The 25,630-nt window shown below is 48.2% G+C and carries 25 protein-coding genes; 18 read left to right on the plus strand and 7 right to left on the minus strand.

Annotation, left to right across the window (positions count from 1 at the left end; translation table 11 throughout):
• Window positions 1-176: 176 nt before the first annotated feature.
• Window positions 177-1,367: an ABC transporter substrate-binding protein gene (locus tag HY879_03420; protein ID MBI5602380.1), complete on the plus strand. Its 1,191-nt coding sequence runs from the start codon at window positions 177-179 to the stop codon at window positions 1,365-1,367.
• Between the two features lie 377 nt (window positions 1,368-1,744).
• Here the strand turns inward: HY879_03420 and HY879_03425 are convergent, their stop codons facing one another.
• On the minus strand, window positions 1,745-1,975 hold the full coding sequence (locus HY879_03425; GenBank protein MBI5602381.1) for a hypothetical protein: 231 nt from the start codon (window positions 1,973-1,975) through the stop codon (window positions 1,745-1,747).
• Window positions 1,976-2,185: 210 nt separating this feature from the next.
• On the opposite strand from HY879_03425, the gene HY879_03430 reads away from it, so the two are divergent.
• The 4 genes from HY879_03430 (at window position 2,186) to HY879_03445 (ending at window position 3,982) form a co-directional block, all read left to right on the plus strand.
• Window positions 2,186-2,434 (plus strand): hypothetical protein, encoded by a 249-nt coding sequence (locus tag HY879_03430; protein ID MBI5602382.1) that lies wholly within the window; start codon window positions 2,186-2,188, stop codon window positions 2,432-2,434.
• A 1-nt stretch (window position 2,435) separates the two neighbouring features.
• Window positions 2,436-2,723 (plus strand): type II toxin-antitoxin system RelE/ParE family toxin, encoded by a 288-nt coding sequence (locus HY879_03435; GenBank protein ID MBI5602383.1) that lies wholly within the window; start codon window positions 2,436-2,438, stop codon window positions 2,721-2,723.
• Window positions 2,724-2,878: 155 nt separating this feature from the next.
• On the plus strand, window positions 2,879-3,175 hold the full coding sequence (locus tag HY879_03440; protein MBI5602384.1) for an SEC-C domain-containing protein: 297 nt from the start codon (window positions 2,879-2,881) through the stop codon (window positions 3,173-3,175).
• Between the two features lie 96 nt (window positions 3,176-3,271).
• Window positions 3,272-3,982, plus strand: a complete 711-nt coding sequence (locus HY879_03445; GenBank protein ID MBI5602385.1) for a transposase — start codon at window positions 3,272-3,274, stop codon at window positions 3,980-3,982.
• Window positions 3,983-4,066: 84 nt separating this feature from the next.
• Here the strand turns inward: HY879_03445 and HY879_03450 are convergent, their stop codons facing one another.
• The 6 genes from HY879_03450 to lipA form a co-directional block, all read right to left on the minus strand.
• Entirely contained in the window at window positions 4,067-4,414 is a 348-nt protein-coding gene (locus HY879_03450; protein ID MBI5602386.1) for a type II toxin-antitoxin system HicB family antitoxin, read from the minus strand.
• The gene (locus HY879_03455) at window positions 4,411-4,665 is read right to left on the minus strand and encodes a type II toxin-antitoxin system HicA family toxin (GenBank protein ID MBI5602387.1); all 255 of its coding nucleotides are present in this window, start codon (window positions 4,663-4,665) and stop codon (window positions 4,411-4,413) included. Before HY879_03455 ends, HY879_03450 begins: the two co-directional genes overlap by 4 nt.
• Window positions 4,666-4,767: 102 nt before the next feature.
• On the minus strand, window positions 4,768-5,277 hold the full coding sequence (locus tag HY879_03460) for a gamma carbonic anhydrase family protein (protein ID MBI5602388.1): 510 nt from the start codon (window positions 5,275-5,277) through the stop codon (window positions 4,768-4,770).
• A gap of 13 nt (window positions 5,278-5,290) precedes the next feature.
• A complete protein-coding gene (lipB, locus tag HY879_03465) occupies window positions 5,291-5,974 on the minus strand; it encodes a lipoyl(octanoyl) transferase LipB (protein MBI5602389.1) in 684 nt (227 codons plus the stop codon).
• A gap of 40 nt (window positions 5,975-6,014) precedes the next feature.
• Entirely contained in the window at window positions 6,015-8,000 is a 1,986-nt protein-coding gene (locus HY879_03470; GenBank protein ID MBI5602390.1) for a sigma-54-dependent Fis family transcriptional regulator, read from the minus strand.
• A gap of 152 nt (window positions 8,001-8,152) precedes the next feature.
• Window positions 8,153-9,034 carry a lipoyl synthase gene (gene lipA / locus HY879_03475; protein MBI5602391.1) on the minus strand — a complete coding sequence of 294 codons (882 nt, stop codon included), beginning with the start codon at window positions 9,032-9,034 and terminating at the stop codon, window positions 8,153-8,155.
• Window positions 9,035-9,494: 460 nt separating this feature from the next.
• Here lipA and HY879_03480 point away from each other — a divergent pair, with 460 nt between their 5' ends.
• The 13 genes from HY879_03480 (at window position 9,495) to HY879_03540 (ending at window position 25,623) form a co-directional block, all read left to right on the plus strand.
• On the plus strand, window positions 9,495-9,899 hold the full coding sequence (locus HY879_03480; GenBank protein ID MBI5602392.1) for a HEPN domain-containing protein: 405 nt from the start codon (window positions 9,495-9,497) through the stop codon (window positions 9,897-9,899).
• The gene (locus HY879_03485) at window positions 9,854-10,195 is read left to right on the plus strand and encodes a nucleotidyltransferase domain-containing protein (GenBank protein MBI5602393.1); all 342 of its coding nucleotides are present in this window, start codon (window positions 9,854-9,856) and stop codon (window positions 10,193-10,195) included. The genes HY879_03480 and HY879_03485 overlap by 46 nt, the downstream gene beginning before the upstream one ends.
• Before the next feature lie 703 nt (window positions 10,196-10,898).
• On the plus strand, window positions 10,899-11,963 hold the full coding sequence (locus HY879_03490; protein ID MBI5602394.1) for a cyclase family protein: 1,065 nt from the start codon (window positions 10,899-10,901) through the stop codon (window positions 11,961-11,963).
• Between the two features lie 593 nt (window positions 11,964-12,556).
• On the plus strand, window positions 12,557-13,708 hold the full coding sequence (locus HY879_03495; GenBank protein ID MBI5602395.1) for a hypothetical protein: 1,152 nt from the start codon (window positions 12,557-12,559) through the stop codon (window positions 13,706-13,708).
• Between the two features lie 261 nt (window positions 13,709-13,969).
• Window positions 13,970-14,311: an FAD-dependent oxidoreductase gene (locus HY879_03500; GenBank protein ID MBI5602396.1), complete on the plus strand. Its 342-nt coding sequence runs from the start codon at window positions 13,970-13,972 to the stop codon at window positions 14,309-14,311.
• A 579-nt stretch (window positions 14,312-14,890) separates the two neighbouring features.
• Window positions 14,891-15,874, plus strand: a complete 984-nt coding sequence (locus HY879_03505) for a thiamine pyrophosphate-dependent dehydrogenase E1 component subunit alpha (protein ID MBI5602397.1) — start codon at window positions 14,891-14,893, stop codon at window positions 15,872-15,874.
• On the plus strand, window positions 15,871-16,854 hold the full coding sequence (locus tag HY879_03510) for an alpha-ketoacid dehydrogenase subunit beta (GenBank protein MBI5602398.1): 984 nt from the start codon (window positions 15,871-15,873) through the stop codon (window positions 16,852-16,854). The genes HY879_03505 and HY879_03510 overlap by 4 nt, the downstream gene beginning before the upstream one ends.
• A 14-nt stretch (window positions 16,855-16,868) precedes the next feature.
• Entirely contained in the window at window positions 16,869-18,215 is a 1,347-nt protein-coding gene (locus tag HY879_03515) for a 2-oxo acid dehydrogenase subunit E2 (protein ID MBI5602399.1), read from the plus strand.
• 18 nt (window positions 18,216-18,233) lie between these two features.
• Window positions 18,234-19,628 (plus strand): dihydrolipoyl dehydrogenase, encoded by a 1,395-nt coding sequence (gene lpdA, locus HY879_03520; protein MBI5602400.1) that lies wholly within the window; start codon window positions 18,234-18,236, stop codon window positions 19,626-19,628.
• 268 nt (window positions 19,629-19,896) lie between these two features.
• The gene (locus tag HY879_03525; protein MBI5602401.1) at window positions 19,897-20,952 is read left to right on the plus strand and encodes an ABC transporter permease; all 1,056 of its coding nucleotides are present in this window, start codon (window positions 19,897-19,899) and stop codon (window positions 20,950-20,952) included.
• A 32-nt stretch (window positions 20,953-20,984) separates the two neighbouring features.
• The gene (locus HY879_03530) at window positions 20,985-22,028 is read left to right on the plus strand and encodes a sugar ABC transporter substrate-binding protein (GenBank protein MBI5602402.1); all 1,044 of its coding nucleotides are present in this window, start codon (window positions 20,985-20,987) and stop codon (window positions 22,026-22,028) included.
• A gap of 283 nt (window positions 22,029-22,311) precedes the next feature.
• A complete protein-coding gene (locus HY879_03535; GenBank protein ID MBI5602403.1) occupies window positions 22,312-24,468 on the plus strand; it encodes an SMP-30/gluconolactonase/LRE family protein in 2,157 nt (718 codons plus the stop codon).
• A gap of 42 nt (window positions 24,469-24,510) precedes the next feature.
• Window positions 24,511-25,623 carry an SMP-30/gluconolactonase/LRE family protein gene (locus HY879_03540; protein MBI5602404.1) on the plus strand — a complete coding sequence of 371 codons (1,113 nt, stop codon included), beginning with the start codon at window positions 24,511-24,513 and terminating at the stop codon, window positions 25,621-25,623.
• Window positions 25,624-25,630: the final 7 nt, after the last annotated feature.

The following is a 25,630-nucleotide window of genomic DNA, read 5'->3' on the forward strand; positions in this document are numbered from 1 at the left end:
AAAACACCGTCCGTCGTTCGGCGTTCGGTGAAAACCCTTTCATGTTTCGTGGTACTCCCCTGAGCACAAAATATTTGTCTTTATTTCGCCGAACGCCGAACGCTGAACGACGAACGTTATTTTCATGTTAAACTTGCATCTTGAAACTTAAATTTTTTATTAAAAGGAGGGTGTTTATGAAAAAAAGAATTGGGATTTGCGGAATTTTTATTCTGGCCGTGCTGATCGGTTTGGCCGGCCTCAACAGCCCGGTTTGGGCAGCGGAAAAAGTCAGGCTGGGTATCCTGTGTGCTTTGAGCGGGCCGGCAGCCCCCTGGGGTATTCCGAACTCCCGGGGTATTACCCTGGATGCGGAAACCATTAATAAAAAGGGCGGATTCAAAGTCGCCGGGAAGACCTATGAACTCGAAGTGCTGGTATACGACCACAAATATGTCCCGGCCGAATCGGCTAAGGCCGCCAATAAGGCGATTTTTGCCGACAAATGTAACTTTTTAGCCATCCAGGGCGGCGCCCCTACTATGGCCGCCGCCCCGCTGATGAAGGAAAATAACATCCTGTCTCTTAATTTCGCCGGTGGAGCGGATACCTTGATCAAAAAGGAAAACCCCCTGCTTTTCATATACAACCCCTCCATCGAGCTCATGTACGCCTCGGTCTTCCCCTTTCTGAAGAAAAAAGAAAATATCAAGACCCTGATCATCGTTAATCCAAATGATACTTCAGGGAAATCCGGTACGGTGGCCTCGAAGGCGGCTGCCGATCGAGAAGGCCTGAAGGTGATCTCCGAAGAGTTTTTTGAAAGAGGAACCAAAGATCTTACCTCCTTGCTCACCAGGATCATCGCTAAAAAACCCGATTTGATTGATACCAGTTTTACGGATCCCACGACTTCCGCCCTGATCTGTAAGCAAGCCCGGGAGCTCGGGTTCAAAGGGGCCGTATTATTAGCCTGGGGTCCGGCCCCGGCCCAAGTGAAAAAGATTGCCGGTCCCCATTCTGAAAAGGCCTATATGGTCGTAGCCGGTCCCCTTGATCCCCGGACCGACTCTCAAAAGAAAATTCATAAGGCCTTTATGGATAAATGGGGAGAAAAGGAATGGGATTCCAATGTCTGGCCCCAATATGGACTGGCCAGCAGTCTGGTCAAAGGCATTGAAGCGGCCCAAAGCCTTGATCCTAACAAAATTGCAGCGGCCTTGGAAAAAGTAACCTGGGATACCCCCGTGGGCGTTCTTCGATTCGGCGGCTCCAAGCTTTTCGGCGCCAAGCGGCACCTGCTTTATCCGATCACCCTCTACCAGTTCCAGCAGGGAGAAGCCGTCTTCCTGGGAACACTCGATATCAAGGAAGGGGTCATGGATTAGAATAGGGGAAGGAGATCTTTTCTTAGAGGTAATGAAGAGGCCCGAAGACCCTGGCCGGCCAGGATTTTCGGGCCTCTTGATTTTGATCGGAATTTTATTGTAACAAAAGCCCTGATCGGATAGGGTGTTGCTGAAATTAAGGGAATAAAGGGGACATCCATGTTTCTATTCTTTTGGAAAGGATTTAAGCGGGGAGCATAAAGCAAAAATAAAATCCTATAACGATTGATTCTCCCATTTCCATGTCTCCTCAACTACTTCCTTTATCGAAGGTTTTTCGCAGGCAATCACCGCTTTTTGTGAATGCCGGTGATGTGGGAAGGTGGCAATATCTCAGAAATGAGGGGTGTTATCATATTCAGTAGCTTTTTAGGGAATCATGCAGCATGCTGTAAACGTTCTTCTATTTCCTCGCGCATCGCCAAATAGTGCTGATAGTCGTTTGCCCATTCAACGAATTTTTCTGAATCATCGAGATTTCCCTTAGTGTATTGATCAAAGAACTCCTCGGTTTCCAATCCATATCCATGTTCATATATTGCTAAACGTTTTGCCAATGCTACCAAAGCATCCACCCGCGAGTCGTATTCGATAGTCCTTTTCTTCATTTCATTGAGCCCTTTTTTGTAAAGATATTCAGTTGATAAGAAATTATTTGATAAAATCAAGTATAAAATAGAGTGGAAATAAGAGTCAAGAAAAAATCACGGAAAATTTGTTTTCTGAATCGAAGACTTTTCGGACAGTTTGAGCAAGTGGGATTTTCCCACTTGACTATTTATCCACTTTGAGATAATAGTTTTAAAGGAGGTGTAATTATGGAAAATTTAACCAAAGTGGCCGATTCGAAGGGAAGAGTTACCTTGGGGCCTGAATATGCCAGGAAGACTTTTCTGGTTGAAAAAAATGAAAACGATACCATAACCCTGAAGTTGGCGGAAGTCGTCCCCATAAGAGAAGCCTGGTTGTGGAAAAATAAATTAGCTTTTACTAAAGTAATGGAAGGGTTGGAGGATGCCCAAAAAGGCAGGTTTGAAAAAGTCGATCTAAAGAAATACGAAGATTAATATGGGCTATCAAATCATTTATACCGCCAGGGCCAGCAAGGATTTGGAGGAATTAAAGAGGGATAAAAGTCAGAAGAAAATCTTAAAAGCCGTTTGTAAGGCGATTCGATTCCTTGCGGAAAATCCTAAACACCCAAGTCTTCAAACTCACCAATACCATTCGCTTCTTGAGATTTACCCCGGACAAAAGGTCTGGGAAGCCTATGCCCAAGATAAAACCCCCGCAGCTTACCGATTATTCTGGTCCTATGGGCCGTCAAAAGATCAAATAACCATTTTAGCCATTTAGCTCATGGTGTTAGGAAAACCTGCCACCTTTTGGAAAAAGATTGACAAAAAGATCAAATAAATTAGGATATATAAAATTTCCTGTTCCATGAAGCGATTTAAGAAATCCAGGGAAAAAACGGGTGCAAACTGCGACGGCCAGAAAAGGAATAAGCTATGGCAAAATTGGGAACTAAGAAAAACCCTATCATAGCCCGAGTTCAAACTATGGAACGGGCCGAGGAAATTATTTCTATTTGTGAACGTAATAAATGGATTTTTACCATCGGTCTTGAACCGGACCAGCCGGAGGACATTTCGGATGTACTCAAACTACTCAATAAAAAACAACCGGATTCCCAGCCCGCCACCGTTGTTCCACGCTATAGTCGCAATGATTATTGCCCCTGCGGGAGCGGAGAAAAATATAAGAATTGTTGTTGGGACCAAGACCACCCCGGATCGGAAGCTTGAGGCCATTCGGGAGTTGATGTGCCCTCCCGAGATCCCTGTTTCATCAAAACGAAAAACCGGCGTCCCTCTCAAAGAAAAGCACGGAGACCGGGCACTATGATTACCATCAATTATTCGGACGTTTCTGCGAGTTCTTTGTCTGAAGCTAATAAAATCCTCCCAAAATGTCTGGAATGCGACAAGTTTTATAGGAGCCGGGTCGGCCATCAATGCCGCGTTTGCCGGGACCTGGAATTTGAGGAAAAGATTCTGTGTGATCTGAACCGGGCCGTTCAAGATGACCACAACTTCATTTGCCATGCCTTTCGCCCAAGATTGAATCTTGTAGGTTCAGCTGCACCTGAGATATTAACCGGTCCTGGCTCAGTGGATCGAAAGGCGAGGCACAAAACTATTGAAGAAATAATGGCCTCCGATAAGTTTAAGTATCAGAAAGCCCTGGCGCTGCAAAAATTAAACCAGAATCCGGATGAAATCTTTGTAGAACTCAAGTACCATTTGGCCTGGAATGTCAGCCACAGGAAGCCCGTCTTTTCTCCTGGAAAAAAATATTTTGATTTTGTACTCGATACGGTTATGGGCTGCGGGGATCTTGTCGGTGGGATAGCCCGTCTGCTTTGGCTGGCCCCGGATCACCTGCATATCTATGTCGAATCTGATGGAGAAAAATCCATAGAGGCGATTGTCCGGAAAATCAAGCCATTCTTAAAAAAAGCGCTCCTGGCCAATTTCCCCGAGATCAAAAAGTGCCTTGATAAAGGAACGGCTCTTTGGGATAATGCCTATTTTTCAGAAACATTGGGATAAGACTTTGACAGTCCGGGTGAAAGTCAAGGCGAAGAAGATGGTCTGATCAGAAGAAATGATTGAATTTAGAGTTGAATGATTATGTTACGCGCCTTCGCTATTAGATAAATATTTCTCCAGCGCATCGGTAATAATTGAATTCATATTCAGCCCTTTAGATTTTGCAAACAGCATTGTTCTTCGATGCAAATCAGGACCTGTTCGAACATTAAAACTTCCTTTAAATGGCATTTCCGGTTCCTTACGCTCCTCTTTACATAATTCCAGGTAATCATCAACTGCCTCTTCAAATGCCTTCCGCAGACTTTTAACATCTGTTCCTTCATAGCTGACAAGGCTTCGGATAAACTCAATTTTCCCATGAAATACCTGGTCTTCATCGCTATAATGAACCGAGCCATAGTATCCCTTATAGGCCATCATATCTTTCATACCATTCCCTCTTTTCTAATATGAACCAAAATATCATTAATCACATACTTTTTAACAATATTGTTAGGATGAGGTTTGTGCAGAGTAATAGGTGGAGCTGCGGGGTGTACAAATCTCGTCCTTGAACCTCCCGTTTTTCCGGTTTTTTTTTGCGTATAGCCCAAAATTTTTAGCAGGCTTGTCAGCTCATTCCAGGAAAAATCCTTTGGCCTTTGCTGCAACCTTTCCAATAATTTTTCTTTTCGACCCATTTATCCCCTTTAATAAAAATAATATAACTCATTAATATCGATGTTGCAACTAAATATAGTTGCTGAAATGGGAATCGTAAGTAAGGAAAGACGAATAACCAATCAGGGTTCTTGATATCGTTTGGCCAACTCCTGGTAGGTCTTCAGGCTTTGATGAATTCGTTTTTTTTGATCCTCCGATAAGGCTTTGACTATTCGGGCGGGATTTCCGGCGACCAGCAGGCCGGCGGGGATATGAAAATCTTCTTTGACCACGGAACCGGCGGCGATCATGACATGCTCCTCGATGGTAACGCCGGACATCAGGATCGACCCCATGCCGATCAAAACATAATAATCGATGGTGACGTCATGCAGGATGGCCCCGTGGCCGATGGTAACCTGGCCGGCGATGGAAACCCCTTCCCGGAAGCCGACATGAATGACACAATTATCCTGAATGCTGGTCCCCGGTCCGATTCTTATTTTATCAAAGTCCCCCCGCAGGACGGCCCCGGGACCGATAAAACAATCCCCGGCTATTTCCACATCGCCGATGATGGTAGCCTGGGGATGGACGTAAGTGGATCCGTGGATTATGGGCGTTTTGTTTTCAAATGTATAAATCCCCATAAAAGTTCCTTATTCAGATTGACCGTGTTTGTCCGTTTTTTGAGTGGGACCATTCTCTTAAATCGAGTTTAAATTGTCGGCTAAAATGCCCGGTTATTACCGATCTGAGATCTGATGCGTTTATCGGCCTGCCAAGGATCTTTCGCATAGAGGTCATTCGGACCCCGCTCAATCCGCAGGGGTTGATCAGGTCAAAATGGGCCAGGTCCGGGTCGTAATTGAGGGCCAGGCCATGAAAGGAGACCCCTCCCCGGACAGCGACTCCGATAGAAGCTATTTTTTCCTTTCCCACCCAGACGCCCCTTTTCCCCGCCTCCCGTTCGGCGGTAATACCAAAATCAGACAGGGTTTGGAGGATAATTTCCTCCAAGCCGTAAACCAATTCAGGTACAGACAGCCCCATGGACCGAAGGTTGAAAATGGGGTAGGCCACCAACTGGCCGGGTCCGTGGTAGGTGATCAGCCCCCCACGTTCCACGTTATGGACCTGGATGCCCTTTTCTGCGAGAACCGCTTCAGGGGCCAGAATATCGGTGGGTCCCGCCCGCCGGCCCATAGTCAGGACCGGCTCATGTTCGAGGAGAATCAACACTTCCGGGAATGGAAACCGGCGTTTTTGGTCCACCAGGCCTCGCATGAGTTCAAGGGCTTCTATGTAAGGAAGGTAGGGGAGATTGAGTAACTTTGTTGAAAACATTTCTACCGGAAACTTCTTGGAAAAAATTATGAGACCGTTTTTACATTCCAAATTCTTTCATTTTTCTATAAAGGGTACTTCTGGCTATTCCAAGTTCCCGGACTGCCATGGTGACATTTCCACCGCACCGGTTCAGGGTGCCTTCGATCATTTCCTTGTAACCCTGGCGAAGAGACGCCGGCCCGGATGGAAAATCGCTCGCTCTTTTTTGGGGACGCATAGAAAGATGCTCTTTTTGGAGGGTACTGCCCTCGGAAATCAATAAAGCCCGTTCAATGCAATTTTCCAGTTCACGGACATTGCCAGGCCAATGGTAGGTCCTCATTACTTCAATGGCTCCATTAGAGATTTCAGGTTTTTCAATACCCATCTCTTTACAGTGCCGACTCAAAATGTAATCGATCAACACGATTAAATCCTCGGCCCTTTCTCTTAAAGGGGGAATTATGACTTCCACAACGTTGAGTCTATAATAAAGGTCTTCACGAAAGTTCTTGTTCTCCACCTCGCTGATCAAATCGATATTACTGGCGGCAATCACCTTAACATCAACGGGGATGGTCCTTCTGTCTCCCAATCTGGTGATCTCCCTTTGCTGAATAACCCGAAGCAGCTTGGCTTGCCGATCCAAAGGCAGGCCGTTTACCTCATCCAGAAATAAGGTGCCTTTGTTGGCAAGCTCGAATTTCCCCATCTGTCCTTCACGGCGGGCGCCGGTGAAGGCCCCGCCCTTGTAGCCGAAGAGCTCGGATTCAATTAAATCACGAGGGATGGCTGCGCAGGAAATGGCCACGAAGGGTTCGTTCCTCCGGTGGCTATAGTTATGAATCGCCTGAGCAAACAGCTCCTTACCCGTGCCGCTTTCTCCGATGATCAGTACTTTTGAATTCGTTCTGGCCGCAATTTTGGCAATTTCTATTTGTTTATTGAAGGTGGAGCTGTTACCTATGATGTCCTTGAACTCATATTTGGCATAATTTCCACTGAATTTTTGGGCGATGTTTATCACCTGCCGCTTTTCGGTCATTGTGATGATCGCGCCCAGAATGTGGCCGGATGTGTTACGAACGGGATCGCTCGAACATATATAACTTTTTTGTCCAATAGGGCTATTAAAGCCGATCTCCACATTGCTCAGGTAATTTTTTTCTTTAAGCGATCGAATAAGGGAATCATCGGACTTAACCACCTTGGTTAATAAATGGCCCACGACCGAAATGGTGTTCAAACCAAGCATTTCTGCGGCCTTTTTATTAAACCGGATAACTTCCAGATTATTGTCCACAGCGATGAGACCGTCCGATATAGCATTAAAGATCATATTGAGTATGGAACTGAGCCGTTGTTTGTCTTCGGTCAAAGCCCGTTCCCGCAGTTGGCTTTCGATGGTTTCTGCCGCTGCCGTGACTAAGGCCAAGGTATGCTTGTGCCTTCCCATGGACTTTCCTGAAAGGGTAATGGCTCCAAGGAGATTGCCCTGCCTATCGCATAGGGGAGCCGAAGAGCAGGTCCAGGGATGGTGATGGATCTTATAATGTTCGGCTCCCGTAATTTGAATAGGTTTTTTTTCGGCTAAACATACGCCAATGGCGTTGGTCCCGGCATGTTCAATAGACCTCAGGCAGCCAAGTACATAATAGTTTTGTTCGGCCATTTCCAGGATGTCTTTATCTCCATGGACCACCAATACATAACCGTCTTTATCGGTCAAGGTGAATATGAAACCGGTTTCTCTGATCGAAATTTCGATCATATCGATCACCGGTTTGGAGATCTCGATCAGTTCCCTGTTGCGAGTGAGCAGACTTTTTAACTCGTTATTGGAGAGTACTATCGGGGTACATTTAGTGAAGGGATCAACTCCGATCTCCCGGCATCTGGCCCACGATCTTAAAATCTCCGGTCTGACTTGTGAAGGTGAATTCTGCCCTTTTAAAATGAAATCCTCCCAGGCGCTCTTGACCGGGTCCCCATCAAGGGAAGAAGCAATTTCCAACCGGAAAGCTTTTGCACCGATTGATTTCATTCGATCACCCTCTCAGATAAAAAATGTTCTTTTGTTTGATAGGCTCAACAGTTAACACTTTATATGCGGTGTGGATTGGCTATTGCTATACCATAGGAGGGTAATCAAGTCAATAGGAATGTATCATTTTGAGACGGATTTGAGCAATAAGGTTATCGGCAGAAAAGCCGACTACGAGCAATCCTGAAAAGTTGTTCGGCTTGGTATGAGCTTCTGACCAGGGGGGCGCTGGCTACACCCGAGAAGCCCCTGGCTAGGGCCTCGGTCTCGAATTCGGCGAATTCTTCGGGGTGAATATACCGGGCGACTGCATGGTGCTGTTTTGAAGGGGCCAGGTACTGGCCCAGGGTCAGGATGTGGCAGCCGGCCTTTCGCAAGTCATCCATGACCCGCAAGACCTCTTCCTTTTTTTCGCCAAGACCCAGCATCATCCCTGATTTGGTGACAATCGGGGGAACATTTTCAGAAGCAATAGACAGCAGTTTCAAAGAGCGTTGATAATCGGCCTGAGGGCGAACCCGGGGGTATAATCCGGAAACGGTTTCTATATTATGATTCAGGACCTCCGGTAATGCGGCAAGTACGGTCCCCAGAGCCTTCCAGTTGCCGTCCAGGTCTGAAATGAGCAATTCAATCCCCACCCCGGGGCAATTACGGCGAATGGCCGCAACGGTTCGGGCCACCTGGGCAGCGCCGCCGTCGGAAAGATCATCACGGGTAACCATGGTCAGGACGCAGAAAGTCAACTTAAGTCGGGCCACGGCCTCGGCCGTCCGGGCCGGCTCGTCCAAATCCGGGGGTTGGACGGCGGACTTGTCCACCGCGCAGAAGGTACACCGCCGGGTGCAACTGGGCCCCAAAAGGAGGAAAGTGGCCGTGCCTTTGTTGAAACACTCCATTTGGTTCGGACAGAGGGCTTCGCCGCAGACCGTGTGGAGTTTGTTTTCCCGGATAGCCGATACGACTTTCGAGAAAGATCCCGAGTTCGGTATTTTTAATCTGAGCCAGGGAGGTTTTGATTTTGATAAGGTCATTGCACTTTCCTACCAACATTCTTTCCGCCAAGAGACATTTCATAATAGAGATCAGTATTATTATACTGAAAATCAACTCATAAGTACAATAATTATGCCAAATCATTTATTGGGCTGTCTCAAGCGGGTAAGCGATCAAATACCAAAGGGATTCTTCCTTAGGAATATTCCAATATAGGTTTGTCCAACCCCAATTCCGGTCAAAAATTGTCTCATAATAGGACACCATTATTTGATTTTGCAACAGTGGTTTGAATGCGTTCGATTTCATAACCCGATACCTCCGAATATGATTATCACAAAGATATTGAAAAGATACAACCCGGACTTAAATCCATTTTGGAGGAATGGCCCGACTTTTGCGAAAAGGGAGGCCAAGGAGGTGATAAAGATAAGTCGGAGAAATGCGAAGGAGAGATACCAACTTGACACCACAACCTGATGCTGTTATCATTTCAGCATGAAAAAGGCTACCCTTAACTGGCTTAAATCCTCTGATTATGATCTCAAGACCGCCGCCTTTTTGCTTAAAAGCAAACGATATATCTATGTGGTTTTCATGTGCCATTTGTCTTTGGAAAAAACTTTAAAGGCCATCTTGTCCGAAGTGTTCGGCGAACTGCCGCCGTATACCCACAATCTCAATCGACTTTTGGAACTTGGCGGCATTATCTTGCCGGAGGAAATGCAATCGTTCGCAAATACAATAAATCTCCAAAGCGTTCCGACTCGTTATCCAGAGGACTTTTCGAGATTATCAAAGGAGCTTGATGGCAAAACGGCCGCCGAATATCTGGGGCAGACAAAAAGGATCATCCGATGGTTAAAGAAAAATATACCGTGTCTGAAATTAAAAAAATCATAAATAATCTTGCCAAGATATTGACCGCGAATCGCATAGCGGTGGAGAAAATCATACTTTACGGTTCATACGCAAAAGGAACCCCGCGGGCACATTCCGATATTGATCTGGCCATCATCTCCCCTGATTTTAAAGGGAAGAAGATGTTTGAAATTCAGGCGACTCTGGCCGGATTGCTGGCCCAATACCTATCTGCAGCGGAAATGGTCGGATATTCTTCTGACGAGTACCGGTCTGCATCTCCTGAAACATTCATCGGCGAAATCAAACGAACCGGGAAAGTTCTCTATACCCCATAGCGGCCCTTCTTAGCGGGATGGGAGAGTAGGACACTGCCGGGAATTTTTTTAAGCCCGTCTTCAATTTTGATTGAAGACGGGCTTTTTTATTGGTTTGCCTGTCACTTTTAACCTCTTTTTGGAAGGCCCAGTAGCTTCCTGACCTGCTGAACCCCGCACCGATTAAGCTCGTCTAAGTCCGGTTAAATGGGTTTACCTCCGCTCAAAATCGATGAGCAGGGCTTCTACGGTTACCCAACTATCGGCTGTGCGGGCCGGCTCACTTAAATCGGGAGGATGAACGGCTGATTTGTCTACCACCATAGTCGGTTTATCCAACCCCAATTCCGGTCAAAAATTGTCTCATAATAGGACACCATTATTTGATTTTGCAACAGTGGCTTGAATGCGTTCGATTTCATAACCCGTGCCCCTTGAATATGATTATTACAAATAAATCGAAAAGATACAACCCTATTAAAAATTATTTGTGAGAAATGGCCCGTTAATTGCTTTTAGATAAGGCCGGGGAGGTGATCGAGATATGATTTATCGGTAATGTTATAAATCGAAAGGAGAGATACGACAGTACGATTCCTAAATAGCGGCTTTGTAGGTGGAAGTCTTCAAACTGAGCATATTACCAAGGATTAATAAATTCAAAATAAATGAAAGGAAAGGTACAAAAATGAAGAAGAGAGTGAACAGGATAGTTTTGGTCAGTATGATGTTAGCCATTTGTTTTTTGATCAGTACCCCTTTCACCACTGTTTCCTTCGGCGAAGGAAATAGAGATTACATAATTAAAGCAGCTCCGAACGTTACAGACAACCCATTACAAGCAGAGAAACTCAAGGGGTACCCATCGAACTGGGGTAAATGGGGACCCGATGATGAAATTGGTACCTTGAACTATCTGACTCCAGAAGTGGTTGCCAAAGCCAGCCAGGCGATAAAGTCCGGAAAAGTATTTACCCTTCAAAGGGTCTGGAAAGGTGGGGCAAACGATCCGATATTTCCAGGGCGAACAGGTATGGTCAGGTTCAATGCCGCCGATTTTGGCACTTATCTGGATGGTAAATATCCATCCAAATGGCTGTCTGACATGTGGTACGGTGATGACTGGTTTGGAGCGTGGACACATGGAACCTCACATATTGATGCGCTGGGTCATGGAACTTATGGAAATCAGATATATAACGGGTATCCTGCTGAAACCTCTTTCACTAAGTATACTAAGGCTTCAGTCTTACCGTTGGCAGAAAAGGGTATCGTGGCTCGAGGGGTTCTGCTTGATGTCGCTCGTTTCAAGGGCAAAGGCACAGGCGAATGGCTCGCGCCGGGTACTCAGATCACATTTAAGGACCTTATGGATACAGCCAAAGCACAAGGTGTGACCATTCAACCGAACGACTGGCTGCTTATACGCACGGGTTGGCTCAACACCTTTGATAAAGATCCCAAATTTCATGCAGCTAATATTATAAATGAGCCCGGGATCACTGCGGAGAAAGAACTCGTTGAGTGGTGGGCGAAATTACCGATTATTGGCTGGTCTTCTGACACTATCGCTTGCGAGCAAACTACTTCCAGTGTTACAGGGACTTTGCTCCCTCTTCATGGGGCTCTGTTGCGTAATCTCGGATCTACTATGAATGAAATCGTCACCTTGGAAAAGTTGGCTGAGGACTGCGCCAAGGATGGGCAATATACCGGTCTTTTCATTGCCTCTCCTTTGAAGATCGATGGAGCCACCGGTGCTCCGACCAATCCAGTTTTCATCAAATAGAATAGAAGGCTTTTCAAATCTTACGAGGAAATACATGATGTTCTATTTGTCTACAAGCCCTACTACTCGTGCAAGCGGAATTACCGGTTTAAGTGAAATGAAAGGGGCGCTACTTTGGTTTTTTAGATCTTCATTGTAAAAATTATTGTGTAGGGGTCCGCTATAGGGTCGGCCAACCCTATGGTGCGGCGTAAGAAATAGAAAAGCGGCTTGGTAAGGAGCCCTTACCCTTCTTCCAAGCCGCTTTTCTATTTGCCCCTGATAACTCAAAAATAAAACTTGTGGAAAGGAGGGAATGAAAAAGGGGTGAGTTACAAAATTAAAAATAAAGTAAAAAAATGAGTGGAATTGAGTTGAACGACTGAATTTTAGGTTAATTGTAACAGAGAAGATTAAAAAACGAAAATTAAGGAGATAAAAACAGATGATGGCAAAAATAGCGTTCGTGGTTGCTTTAATTGTTATGTTGACAGGTACGGCATTGGCCAATGACCCTAAAGACTATATAGAATTAGTTGTGAAAGTTGGGGTTTGAAATTGAGGGATAACCTTTTTTTAAATAAAAAATTTTTAAATCAAAAAAGAAAGGAAAGATGATGAAAAAATCAGTCCTGTTTGCTTTGGTAGTGGGCCTGGTCATTGCGGTGGCCATGCCGGTCCTGGCCTTTACCCTTGAGGGCGCCAAAGGCGAAAAGATGTACATCGGCGGTTTGATAGTGAACGATTTCGGCTACTGGAACCGGAGTAAGGAATTAACCGGTACAGGTAGCGATCAAACCCAGTTTATCTCCTCGGTGGCCACCTATTCCCAGGTAAGAGGGTCCATGGAAGTGGGTAACACCGGCATGTACTGGGAATTGGGTAACGGTGGTAGTGTGACCGGGGGCACCGGCTCCGGCGTGGGCGTCAACAACTACATCGAAACCCGTAAATTGTACGGCTGGTATAAATTCGGCAACTGCGAATTACGAGTTGGAAAAGACGATCGGTACGTATATACCCTTTCTACGGCTTCGTTATTGGGCATGAATAATAATTTTCACGTGGCCAACTTAGGTTGGGGAGCGGTGTATGATTCTCGTAATCCGCAGATCCGTTTCACTCAGAACGTGTCCAAGCAGTTCGGGTGGCAGATTACCTTACTGCAACCCAATACCTACGTCGATCAGACCAGGACCTCTTATGCCAGCCTGCCGGCTGTAGCCATCAAGTTGAATATGAACTTCGGCGCCATCAGCCTTTATCCTGCCGGTTTGTGGCAGCAAGTCAAGTGGGATAAAATGCCCTCTGGCTTTGATGATAACATGACTGCCTGGTATGTCGTACTGCCGGTGAAGGTGTCAATGGGTGGTTTTACCGGTATCGTTCAGGCTGGCTACGGCCAGAACCTCAATGGGGTCCTGGCTTTGGAAAGTGCTTTCCATGCCTATCAGCGGGTAAACGGAGCGATCAAGAATGCCACGGGTCTGAATGGCTTTGTGGATCTGTCCTATGCCTTCGGTCCGGTTGCACCTCATATCTATTTCGGTTATGACAATGCCAAGAACAGCGATTTCTATACCAGTGGGGACGACAATAACACGAGGACCTCTTACGGTATTGCTATCAATTACACTGTGACTCCTAATTTCTATGTGGTTCCGGAATTCACCATGTATGATTATGGCAAGACTCCCGGTGTGGCTGGCTCGCCTGATATCGGCAAGGAATGGCTCGGCGGTCTGTCCTTTATGTTTGCTTTCTAATTAAGCGCTCATGCCTGCCTGAAGCAGGCACCGACGAAGCATGAAAATGGTTTACTCCGAACTCTAAACCCCGAACTGGTTTTCCGGACCTTGAACCGTATTTTCGAACTAAAGTTAACACTTGACTAAAAACTCTGGAGGGACAACCCTCCAGGGTTTTGAATAGATTCAAAACGCTCTTGAGTGGAGAGGTCTCCCCTGAGGATAACGTGGTGGTCATCGGCGGCGGCGGATTTTCTCTGTGAGAAGGGGGGCAAGAATGTGACCCTGGTGGAGATGCTGGCCAAAATGCCCGTCCGGCCCATATCTTCTCATGGCGTGATGCTTCACCGGCGCCTGGGTGCCGCCGGGGTCAAGCTTTTGCTCAATACGAGGGTGATAAGAATCGAAGAAGGTGCCGTTCATGTCAGCACCGAAGGCAAGGATCAGAGGCTCGAGCCGGTCAACCAGGTAGTTGTTGCCGTGGGTGTCACCCCGAGGCAGGATCTGAAGGAAATGCTTGACCGGGAGAATATCCGGCATTTCATTATCGGGGATGCCAAAGAGCCACGCCGCATCATCGAAGCAACCGAAGAAGGGGCCAGCGCGGCCTGGGCAATTTGAAATGACTTACGGTCGAAGGGCGTCTCGGATCAAAGGCCGCCAGGACACTTCGATCTTCTGTTTCGCCTGGAAGAAGATTGTTGACTATCGTCCCGGCGGCCCCGGTTTATCGGCACGGGATTATGTCCTAACGGTCCTTAACCATTCAGAATTTAAGAATTTAAATAGCTCTGTTTAAAATGGGGTCGTTCGTCACCTGAGATGCAAAGGCTCCTGGTTTCGTTCCACCCGGCGGATGTTTTCTGCCACGGTCTTGACAATCCCCCTCATGGAGACATCAAAGGGTCACGAATATATAGTTCTTTATACCAAGGTACTGGGGATCCCGACTGCAGATACGAAGTCCTCAAGGATTGTTGCAAAGTAGGACACTGTTTCTATTTGGGACAATAGTTTAATTGGCTTTTCATTTAAAGATCGCGGAGTTCAAAAACAATTATTTTAATGATTACAATATGATTGTTATAAGCACGAAGACTTTTAGGGCATTGGCATATTGTTTGCTTTTTCAATGTAATCACATACGGGTCTCTGATGAAAAACACCCGACAAACTCATTATTAAACGGTGAGGATTTTTATGGATATAAAAAATGACAGGCTATGCGGACTCTATACCACAATGTTAAAAATTCGCCTCTTTGAAGAGCGGATTATCGATCTTTACGCCAGGGGCATGGTGCCGGGATTGGCCCATTTGTACATCGGGGAGGAGGCGGTGGCCGCCGGGGTCTGTGCGACCCTGAGGGAGGATGATTACATTACCAGCACCCATCGCGGACACGGCCATGTCATTGCCAAGGGAGCGGAACTCAATCCCATGATGGCCGAGCTGTTCGGAAAGAAGAGTGGCTATTGCAAGGGAAAGGGAGGTTCCATGCACATTGCGGACATGGCCATCGGTATCCTGGGGGCCAATGGAATTGCCGGTGGTGGACTTCCCATTGCCGTGGGCGCGGGGATGTCTGCCAAATGGCGGGGGACCGACCAGGTAACCGCCTGTTTCTTTGGGGATGGATCTTCCAACAACGGGACGTTTCATGAGAGCCTGAACCTGGCCTCTCTGCATAAGCTGCCGGTTGTTTTTGTCTGCGAAAACAATGGGTACGGGATATCGGTCAGCCAGGAAATGCACCAACCCATAAAAGACATTGCCATCCGGGCCATTGGTTTTGATATGCCCGGGGTGGTAGTGGACGGCAACGATGTCATCGAAGTCTATAAGGAGGCGGAAAAAGCCGTCAGACGGGCTAGGGCAAAGGAGGGTCCGACCCTTATTGAGTGTAAAACCTATCGGTGGCGCGGACACCATGAAGGCGACCCCAATCAAGGCGGGCGCTATCGCACCAAAGAGGAGATCGAAGCCTGGAAAGAAAAGGATCCCATTAAACGGTTGGCCCAAAAGCTGATTGTGGAGAAGATCATATTAAAGAAAAGGCTAACCGCCCTTGAACAGGAGATCAACGAGGAGATTGATCGGGCCGTGGATTTTGCCGATAAAAGTGCCTTTCCGGCCATGGAAGCGTTATACGAAGATGTTTATGTACAGGAAGGTGAGAAATAATGAGAATGATCACGTATGCCCAGGCGCTGAATGAAGCCTTGCGGGAATGTATGAGACAGGACGAGAAAGTGGTTTTGCTCGGAGAAGATATCGGCCGATACGGTGGTATCTTTCAGGTGAGCGCTGGACTGCTGGATGAGTTTGGGCCCCAGCGGGTGATGGATACGCCCATATCCGAGGCCGGATTCGTCGGCGCCTGTGTCGGGGCGGCCTTGACGGGAATGCGGCCGGTGGCTGAAATTATGTTCATTGATTTTTCCACGGTCGCTATGGATATGATAATCAATCAAATGGCCAAGATGCACTATATGTTCGGGGGCAGGGGTCGGGTCCCGATGGTTTTGCGGGTCAATATCGGGGCCGGCCGGGGCACGGCGGCCCAACATTCCCAGAGCTTCCATGCCCTGTTTATGCACATACCCGGCCTATTGGTTGCAGCCCCTTCGACGGCCTATGATGCCAAAGGGTTGATGATCGAGGCCATCAGAAATGATAATCCGGTTATCTTTGTAGAGCACAAAAAACTCTATAATGAAAAAGGCCCTGTCCCCGAAGAGAGCTATACCATTCCCTTTGGTCAGGCTGAAGTCAAAAGAGAAGGAAAAGACCTGACCATCGTCGCCACCCATGCCATGGTGGTGCGTTCTCTCGGGATAGCTGAAGCGTTGGCCAGGGAAGGAATTGAAATCGAGATTGTCGATCCAAGAACATTAACCCCTTTGGATAAGGGAACCATTCTCGATTCCGTCAAAAAAACCGGGAGATTGTTGGTGGCCGATGAGGGCCACAAGACCTGTGGTGTGGCCGCTGAGATATCGGCCATGGTCGCTGAGGAAGCCCTCTATTACTTAAAGGCCCCTGTCTTGAGAGTATGCTCGCCCGATACACCTGTGCCGTTTTCGCCACCACTGGAGAAGGCCTTCATCCCCGATGAAAAAGACTTATTACCGGCCATCAGGCATCTGATGGAGTATGTCTGAGAGGAGGATGTTCTATGGCCATTGAAGTTGTTATTCCCATGCTCGGTATAACTATTGAGAAGGGAACGATCGTGGAATGGTTGAAGCAGGAAGGGGACGCCGTTGAGAAGGGGGAGATCATTTTAATCCTCGAGGTGGAAAAGGCGACCACGGAAGTTGAATCACCGGCCTCCGGGATCCTGGCTAAAATACTGATCCCCAAAGGGGTTGAGGTGCCCATACTCTCCGTGGCCGCCATCATAACCCGGCCCGGGGAGGAGTTGCCGGCCCAATATGCTGCTCACGTATCAGGGGGGGGTGCGCCAAAACCTTCAGGGGAAGGGGTTAGTCCGGTGATGTCGGTTGAGGTCTCTACCGCATCAACCCGGTCCCAGGAAGGGATTGGGGCCGTACCTGCTGCCCGAAGATTGGCCAAGGAGCATGGTATTGATCTGATCGGTATTACCGGCACTGGACCTGGCGGGAGCATCCTGCTCAGAGATGTGGAGACGTCTCTGAGCAGGACTCCCAAAGAGGTTGAACCGGCTGCCTCAACCCTGGCCCGTAAACTGGCTGAAAAGAAGGCCGTCCCGCTGGGGGAGGTTGAAGGCCACGGGATCAGGGGACGGATCATGCGGGCTGATGTTATAACCTATATCGAAAAGGTTGAGCAGGCTGGTCCGGGATTGGGTGTCACCATTCCTATGAGCAGCATCCGACAGGTCATTGCCAGACGGATGTCGGAGAGCGCCTTTACCGCACCTCATATCTATTTTTTTGCCGAAGTTTGTCTTGATCCGTTAATGGAGTACCGGAAAGCGGTATTGCCCGATTTCGAGAAGGCCTTTAAGTTACGTCCCTCCATAAACGATTTTCTGATCAAGGCGGTGGCCTTGAACCTCTGTGATTTCCCTATGCTTAATGCCCGAATCAAGGGGGATGGGATTCAAATCATGCCCGAGATCAATATGGGTCTGGCCGTCGCCGTTCCCGAGGGATTGGTCGTACCGGCCATTGCCCTGGCCGATCGCTGTGGGCTGGTGGAGATAGTCCGGCAGCGGACCGATCTGGTGAAACGGGCCAGGGAAGGGAATTTGAGCCTTGAAGAGATGCAGCGAGGCACCTTCACCATTTCCAGTCTGGCCCAGTACGACATCACCCATTTTACGGCCATACTCAATCCACCGCAGAGTGGTATCCTGTCCGTGGCCAAGACCGATGAGAAGCTGGCCCTGGTGGATGGACGGGTCGAGGTCAAACACGTGGTCCAATTGGGGCTATCAGTGGATCACCGGATCATTGACGGGGCCATGGCGGCTGATTTTCTCCAGAATCTCAAATGGAAAATGGAGAGACCGGCTTTCACGTTTCTCACTTTGTAGATGGATCAGGGAGGAGTCATGTACGATCTGGCAATTATCGGTGGAGGTCCGGGCGGCTACGTGGCGGCCATCAGGGGGGCACAGAATGGTTTGAAGGTCCTGTTGATTGAGAAGGATTCCCTGGGTGGGACCTGCCTGAACCGAGGGTGTATTCCTACCAAGTGTTTTATCCACGACGTTAAACTTCTGGAAGAGGCCAAAAGGTCTCCGGTTATAAAGGGGACCGAGGCCCTTTCCATTGATCTGGACAAGATGGTGGCCCGTAAGCGCAAAACGGTAAAAACCCTGGTAGGTGGGCTCGGGTCCCTGATGAAAGCTAACGGCATAGACGTGGAACAGGGCCAGGGGGAGTTGATTGCCCCGGGGCGGATAAGGATACAGTCTCATCAGGGGACAGACAGGGAGCATGAGGCCAGGCAGGTGATCCTGGCTACGGGATCAAAACCGGCTGTTCCTTCTTTCATTGAAGCGGATGGCCGGTTTGTTCAGACTACCGATGAGGCCCTGGATCCCGAAGATATACCGGAAAAATTGACGATCATCGGCGGCGGTGTGATCGGTCTGGAGATGGCCACTATCTATCGAAACTTAGGCTCTGAGGTCACAATTCTGGAGCTGCTTACGGATATTATCACTAATGAAGAGATTGAGATCCGACGGGCCATGCGGATGCTTATGGAGAAACGGGGGGTAAAGATCCACCTCAAGACCAAGGTCCAGGAGGTAGTTCGTCGGAAAGGGAAGGTCCAGGTCGTCTATGAGGGGAATGACGGTCTTACTGAGCGTATTCAGTCAGACAGAGTACTCATGGCCACCGGGCGGGTTCCCGTTCTCGACGGTATTAATGCCAATAAACTGGGATTAGGCCTGAATGGGATCTTTGTCAAGGTAAACGCAAGGCTTGAAACCAATTTGCCGGGGGTCTATGCCATAGGGGATCTGAACGGAGGCCTGATGCTGGCACACAAGGCTTCGGCCGAGGCCGAGGCGGTTATTGTCAACATCTTGGGAGGGTGCAAGGAAATAAGGCCGGAATTGATCCCGCGCTGCATCTGGGGATTTACTGAAATCGGTTCCGTCGGCTTGACAGAGGAAGAGGCAAAGAAGACCGGACGGTCGATAAAGGTAGGCAAGTTTCTTTATCTGAACAGTCCGGCAGCCCAGGCCAGGGAGGATGTGGATGGTATGGTAAAGATCATCGGTGATGCCGAGACAGGGGAAATACTGGGGGTCCATATCATCGGTCCCCGGGCCACGGATCTTATCGGAGAGCCGGTCATGGCCATGACCATGGAATCGGTGGTGGAGGACCTGTCCGAGGTGATCAAACCTCACCCGACCTTGAGTGAAACCATTGTGGAGGCGGCCATGGATTGGAATGGTCGGGCCATCCACCGTCCTGGTAAGAGATAGAAAATGATGAATAAAAAATCGAAACCAAATGACTTGATTTGTGGGATTAACGAATTGATATTATTTAATGATTCTTTATTGTGAAGCGCGAGTTTAATCCCCCGCACCTTGGGGCATTCATTTTAGATGAATAAGATTTTGCTGGGATTTATAACCTGAAAAGATTTGCCACGTCACTAACGCGGCAACGGCTTTTATCGAGAGACTTGATTTCCTGGCTGTCGAGAAAGATGTACAAACACATTCAGGTAAATCAGAAGAGGGCCAAATGAAAAAAAGCAAATACAGCGATTCCTCAGGCAATGCACGCCAAGAAGGCATATCTGATGTTGGTAAAGCGGAAGTTCAAAGAAACCAAGGCAGGTACAAGCCAAGCCAGGAGACCATCGTCCTGGGGACTTCGGCCCTCATCGCTATCATCCTGAGTATCACTTTAGAGGGTTTTTTTTCCCTGGGCAATTTTTTTGCACTGCTTCGATCGATTTCTGTCCTTGGCGTTTTTGGCCTTGGCATGGCCATTGTGGTGATCGGCAAGGGAATCGATCTTTCAATAGTGGCGATTGGCTTTGCAACGGGCGCATTGTCCGTCAAGATGATCAATGCGGATTACTCCCTTGTTTTGACGCTGTGCGTATGTATTGCGATTGCATGTGGTTTGGGGATAATAAATGGTTTCCTTATCTCCATTGTGGAGATTCCGGCTCTGTTCGCAACGTTGGCTTCTTCGTTTCTATCTCTCGGGATCGTCCGCAGTACATATGTTCCGAATAACGTGGCGAATCTGGCTCAAGAGCACAATGAACTACTGCGTTTGGGAGGGAATATTGCGGGCCATATCCCCATACCCGTGATCATTTTCACCCTTTGCGCTTTAGTGGTGTACCTGTTTCTTTCTCGAACAGTCCGTGGACGCTTCATCTATGCCCATGGAGATAATGCAGATGCGGCACGCTTAACCGGAATCGCGGTGCGTCCCTTGACCATGGTGGAATATGGATTATCAGCCGTCATCGGATACATCGGGGGTATGATGATGGTGATATCGAGCGGAGTGCTGCAATATCAAGTTGTAGAGGGCACCTTTATTTATGATATCATCCTGGTGGTGGTTCTCGGAGGCGTCAGTCTGGTGGGGGGACGCGGGAGCGTGATATGTGTCATTGCCGGGTCCCTGCTGATTGGTGTGATGAGAAATGCCATGACGATTATGAATATAGATGCACAGATCCAAAATATCATTATGGGGGGGGTGTTGCTTATGGCTCTTGTGGTGGACAGTTATGTACATCCTCGGGATGACGAAACGGCAAAGCAAGGCGACTGATGAAAACTCACTAAAAAGAAGGGAGAGAACTAATGTTTGGATTAAGAAATTTAAAGGCAAGTAAATTTTTTTTGAAGGGTATGCTTATTCTCGGGATTCTATGTGCACTAGTGGTCTGGTCTACTATGGCTTTCGCGAAAGAAGATCAGCGCACCGAACTTAGCGAGAAATTCACTAAAGCCGTCAAAGGAAAGACAGTGGCGTGGTCGTATTGTTGGGCCGGCATCCTGGAGACAGAATGGACCGACATAATGCGGCTGAACTTTGCGCGCTATGGAATTAAATTCATTGCAAGGGATAGCGATTTAAAGCCTGATGTCCAGCGTCAGGCGATTGAAAGCCTTATTGTCCAGCGCCCGGATGTTCTGGTGGTGCAGAGTGTAAACCAGACCAATACGGCGCAGGTAATCAAAAAGGCCATGCAACAGGGAATTTTTGTGGTGCAGGTTAACATGCCCTCGGTTCAGGTGAGTGATGGATTTGTAGGTATTAATGTTCCCCAGGTGGGCCGCATGATCGCCCAAGACATGATCAAGGAGATTGGCGGAGGTAAAACTTCCGGCAAGGTCGCGATCATTGAGGGTGATACGGCTGCGCCCTATTCCCGCGACCAAGCGGAAGCCGCAATAGCCGAGTTCAAAAAAGATCCCACCATTAAGGTCGTTTCACGTCAGCCCGCTGTTTGGGATCCCAACAAAGGCAACGAGATCATTTCCACCGTGATTCAGGCGCATCCCGATTTGGCCGCCGTTTACAGTGTCTGGGGACCGCAGTCCGCCGGTGTGGGCCAGGCTTTGAAACATGCCGGATCGAAAGCGAAGGTGTGGGTTGCCAGCGACGGCCAGATGCCCGACTGTGACCTGCTGAAGCAGGGGTTTTTTCACAAGGCTCTGTCTTATCGGGGAGATATTCTAGGAGAAGATATCGTAGCAATGGTTCTGCATTTGTTGCAGAACAAAGATGTTGTCAAGCCTGGGCAAAGGCAAATTGCCCATTATACGGCTCTTTTCTGGGTCAATGGACCGGCGGAAATTCCATACTATTGCTGGCCGCCGATAAAAAAATCGATGAATTAAAGTGAAATAGCCTGACGGGCTTCTGATATTGCTGGAAACTAATAGAAGACCTCGATGTTGCAAAAGCCGAGGATGCCGGAGATCCGAGACGTCAGAGGCGAAGTAGTACTAAGGTACTGCGAGCCCTTGACAACAAAGGAGATGTGGCATCTCACGGCTTTACCGAAGGGTAAAAATTGATCGAGTGACATAAGCAAAATCTATTTAATTAATAAAGTATCACTTCTGTTCAATTTTTATGCAACAATGTGGTAGACTGATAAAGTAAAAGGAAGGCAAAAATATGAGTTCAACCGCCTCGGGCTTCAGGCTTAATGAAGTGATAATGCGCTTCTGGTACAGGCACACGCCTCAATTATTCCTGAGCGAATTGCTCGAAAAAAGATGGATGGAACCGATTATTCCGTTCACCATGCTGTGCTTAGTGTTTCTGACGTCCATTCTGTTTATACCCGGCTATATGTCCATAGTCCAGCAACAAATTTTGATGCAGGAGTTCGCCGATTTGGGTCTGGTGACGATAGCGATGGCGGTGACCATCATGTCCGGTGGTATCGATTTGTCGGTTGGCGCGGTATTCGCTTTGGGATGCTTTCTTGCGATATACCTGCACCTGGTCCTGGGATTGCCTTTACTGGTGGTTTTTATCAGTGAACTAGTGTTAGGTGCGTTATTAGGGATGGTGAATGGCGGTCTGATCGCTTATGCGAAAACACGACCCTTTTTGACAACCATAGTTACCCTCATTATTGGTCGAGCCGTCTACACAAAGCTGGTAACAACGTCCGCCTCCGCGTTTGCTGACGTTGCCGGCAGGGAAGGTGGGGCCGTTTGGGATTTTTTGGGCAGTGGCGCCATTTTGGGTGTGCCTACCAACATGGTTATCCTTATTGTTGTGGGGGTGGGGTTTCATTTTTATTTAACCAGGCTGCGGCCAGGTGTGCATATAATGGCCGTCGGCTCCAGCCGTAAGGCGGCTCGGCATGCTGGTATCAACGATAAGTGCGCGATTTTTTTCGCTTATGTGATATCCAGCATGCTCGCCACATTGGCTGGCATGCTGTTCGCTTGCCAACAGAACAATGCAGGTGTCCAAGTGGGAGATGGGTGGGAAATAAATGCTCTGGCCGGGGCCGTGCTTGGCGGCATAAGCCTTTCAGGGGGCCGGGGAACCATGGCGCGAGCCCTGATAGGCGGCTTAATCGTTTACATTGTGCTTAACGGCCTTACAAACATAGGTTTGTTGGGAGGAATGATTAAAGGCGCCGCGGGGCTTCTTCTGTTGATAGCGGTGGGCCTCGATGTCAAGTGGTTTAAGAATAAAAGCAAAGCCTTGCAGAAGATATACGTGACTCCAAGTTGGGTCGATTTTCAAAAGGCGCCTTCTATAGCTCGAGTTAGTGGCAGTCCCTATGCTGAGAATGATCGCCTGCTCAATGCCGAAGCCCTTGGCTTCGATCAAATCGAAGGCCCGGAAGACATTATTCTGGATTGCCAGGACAATCTTTACGGTGTTGATCGTCGAGGTCATATCATGCGTTTCCAACCTCCTGATTATAACGTTGGAAAAGTGTTTGCCAGAATTGGTGGACGTCCCTTGGGAATGACACTTGATCGGGATGAAAACCTTCTGGTCTGCGTAGCTGGCATGGGTGTGTATGGCGTTAAACCCGACCGTACGGTTTTCAAAGTCACAGACGAGACAAATCGTACCAGGTTCAGGTTGAAGGATGACTCACGCATTCTCCTGGCGGACGATCTGGACATTGCACCGGACGGGAAAATTTACTTCAGTGACCCATCTATACGGTATCCTCTGGAAGAATGGGCGCTGGACGGATTCGAAGGACGCGGCAATGGACGGGTTATCTGTCATGATCCCGGGACGGGAAAAACCAAAACTATACTAAGAAATTTAAACTTCACGAATGGTATTTGCCTCTCACACGACGGGAACTCAATTTTGATAGCCAGTACATATGGATGCCGGATTTACCGTTATTGGATCGCAACAGGGAGGGCTGGGACTTTAGAGGTGCTCATTGACAACCTGCCCGGTTATCCAGACAACATTAACCGGGCTTCGGATGGAAGATATTGGCTTGCTTTAGTGGGGCTTCGCGCGCCAGCCTATGATATCGCGATGGCTGCCCCTTCATTTCGGCGACGTATGGTCAAGCAAATCCCGTCAGACGAGTGGCTGATTCCTGGGATCAATTACGGTTGTATCGTTAAGTTCGATGACCAGGGAAAGGTGATTGAGTCATTATGGGACCCATCTGCGGATTCGCACCCGACGATTACTTCAATCCGCGAGCATAAGGGTTACCTATACATCGGCGGCCTTGAAAATAATCGAATCGGACGCGTGCGGTTACCGAATGCCGATCCGGATTGGACAGGATGGGAGTCGTATTGGGGCCAGAAGCGGCAATATTAACTCTCAATAACAAATTAAAATAATTTATGAAGGAATATTGTTATGTCAGTCATTAAAGAGTTTATTTACTCACTAATATTCCGTAATCAGGATATTTCGGGGTTCCACGTGAAGCCTGTAATGGACGGCGATTTTGCCGCCAACAACAGGCTGGATGAAGCTATCGTGCTGAAGTCCGAGGTGACTGCCCCTGATGATTTATTGTCAGGGTCCGAAGGGAAATATTATGTTTCGAGCGGTAAGGAAATACTAGTGTTCGATGGTCCGGATTTTACTCGTCGAGGTTTGTTTGCCAAGTTTGAGGCGGAAGTAGGCGGGCTGGAATGGTCGCAAGACGGAGAATTGTTAGCCTGTGTGTCAGGACGAGGAGTTTGTGTGTTGAGTGAAAGTGGTGTTGTTAGTAAATGGTTGGAATCAGTCGGTGGTGTGAAGTTGGCGTGCCCGACAGCAGTGACTACGGCTGCGGACGGAACAGTGTATGTAACGGACGGCTCCCGCCGGAATCCAACTGATAAATGGCTACAAGATTTGATGACGAATGAAAAAGGAAGCGGACGATTGATATCCTGGGAGAACGACTTGGGCAATGCGCGCGTCGTTGCCGAAGGGCTTTCTTGGCCGGCGGGAGCAGTTGTATCACATGATGAGAATCAAGTCTTGGTTACGGAGGCCTGGTCCCATAAACTATGCGCAGTGGAGCGGCAGAGCGGTGAAAGACGTTATCTTGTAGCCAATTATGCGGGCTATCCATGGCGTATCACGCGAGGCCTGAAAGGTGATTACTGGCTTGCTTTTTTTGCCGTGCGCTCGCAATTAATCGACTTTGTCTTGCGTGAACGTGATTATTGCGACAGAATGATGGCGGAGGTACCGACCGAGTTTTGGGTCGGACCGGCGCTTTCGTCCAAATCCCACTATCTCCATCCTACCCAGTACGGACGTATAAAGACGCTGGGTGTGCAGAAACCTTGGGCGCCTGCCCGTTCTTACGGCCTAGTTGCAAGATTAGATGCTGATGGCCAGGCGGTGGAGAGTTTTCACAGTCGGGTGGGTGGAAAAGTACATGGGGTGACAAGTGTGCGATGCATAGACAAAAGGATCATCGCTTGCTCGAAAGGAGATGACAAGCTCGTGGAGGTAGACCAGTCCACCTAGAGAGACC

The sequence above is a fragment of the Deltaproteobacteria bacterium genome, assembly GCA_016219225.1.
Classification (GTDB): Bacteria; Desulfobacterota; RBG-13-43-22; order RBG-13-43-22; family RBG-13-43-22; genus RBG-13-43-22.